The following is a 1,555-nucleotide window of genomic DNA, read 5'->3' on the forward strand; positions in this document are numbered from 1 at the left end:
CCGGAGGGCCCCCTCGCAAGAGCTTGCGAGGGGGCCCTTTTTTTTCGCCCCCGAACGCATACCCCAGCAGCAGTTTTCCACCGAAAAAATCGCGCCCCGCCGATGTGGAAAACTTTTCCGGTATTCTGTCTACCAAGGGGCGATTTTTCCACATTTTCGTGTGGAAAACCCCGAATTCTGGTAACACCTTTGATTTTTTTGTGGAAACCCGCGGAGCCAATAAAATCGGGCTTCCGCGGAAACGGAAAATCGCTCTGGTAACACCTTTGATTTTTTTTGGTAACACCTTTGATAGTTTCTTCTAATATATTCTAATAATTTAAACTAATAATATTTAAACTAATAATAGGGCGAGCAAAAATGTGGAAAACTCAGTTATCCACAAAAAAAATGTGGATAACTCGCCTCAGATGTCTGAAGTTATGAGCGCGTACCTGACGTCCTCGCTTATGACCGGGGTCGGGCTCCTGCACAGGGTGACGCCCTTGCCGTCCGGGTCCACGACGTAGCGGACCTGAGGGTAGTAGCGCTCCCTAATCTTCTTGAGCTCCTCCAGGATCCTGGCGTAGTTGACCGCCTCCTGGTTCGGGTGAGCCCTAGGGCTCAGCGGAAGGAACTGCTCAACGAGGCGCGACCTGGGCACGAACACGGGGGAGTCGATCGCGTTGTTCCTGTAGACGAGCCAGGCATATATGTCCTTACCCGCGGCGCTGTCGATCGCCTTGTACACGTTGTAGTCGATAGGCACGGCGTGCGTCTGGCAGAAGGAGGCGAACTCGGGCGAAAGGACTATCCTGAACGCGCCGAACTTGTTTGACCGGGAGCCGTCGTCGACTTCCCGGTACTGGACCCCGGACGTGAAGCGGATGTTTCCGGTGGAGTGAGTGGTAACCGTGACGTCCTTCGGAGGTGCCTCGCCCTCACCGTATATCTGCGCGACCTCGCTCGCCTTCACCCTCTCGACGACCCGCTGCTCGAACGAGAACGTGGCGTTCCTGAAGCACTCAAGCTGCTCCCTAATCTCCCTGCCGCGAGACTTCGGCAGCTCCAGCTCCCTTAGCATGTCGCCGAGCTTCTCGTAGCGTATCTCGACCTGGCAGTCCTTCTCCCTGGAGAGGACGGCGTGCGTCGTCAGGAGTGAGAGGAGGAGTCGGCCGTACTTGCCGAAGGGCACGTTCCTCGGTGCCGTCAGCCTCAGTGTCACCCCGTTGCTCCCCCTCCGGACGAACACCGGGCTCTTCACGTTCCTGAACGGCAGCGAGGCCGTGGTGAAGAAGCTGGGTATGTACGACAGGAGCTTCTTCTCCTGTCTTTTCTCCTCGAGGGCGAACATGCTGTCTATGAGCGAGTCTCTCTCCCCGAATTCATCCTGTCTGTGAATTTCCATGCGTCACTCCGGAAAAAAATTGGTTTTAAGGGGCCTAGGATTGTCATAGAGCGATTTTCTGGCGATTTTTGACAAATTACCCGACCGAGGCGAAACGGACGCGTCTACGGCCCGCTATTCGGCTCTGGGGGCACCCCGGAATTCCGCCCCGCCCGCCCGTAAGAAAAA

2 protein-coding genes are annotated in these 1,555 nt (G+C 55.8%); one reads left to right on the forward strand and one right to left on the reverse strand.

Annotated features, from left to right (window positions below):
• The coding region (locus JI65_RS17220; RefSeq protein WP_207106110.1) for a hypothetical protein at window positions 1–305 on the forward strand (305 nt) is incomplete at its 5' end.
• 101 nt (window positions 306–406) lie between these two features.
• Here JI65_RS17220 and JI65_RS16870 read toward each other — a convergent pair.
• A complete protein-coding gene (locus JI65_RS16870; RefSeq protein ID WP_242457289.1) occupies window positions 407–1,387 on the reverse strand; it encodes a replication protein RepA in 981 nt (326 codons plus the stop codon).
• Window positions 1,388–1,555: the final 168 nt, after the last annotated feature.

This window comes from Treponema zioleckii, from assembly GCF_014737315.1.
Classification (GTDB): Bacteria; Spirochaetota; Spirochaetia; order Treponematales; family Treponemataceae; genus Treponema_D; species Treponema_D zioleckii.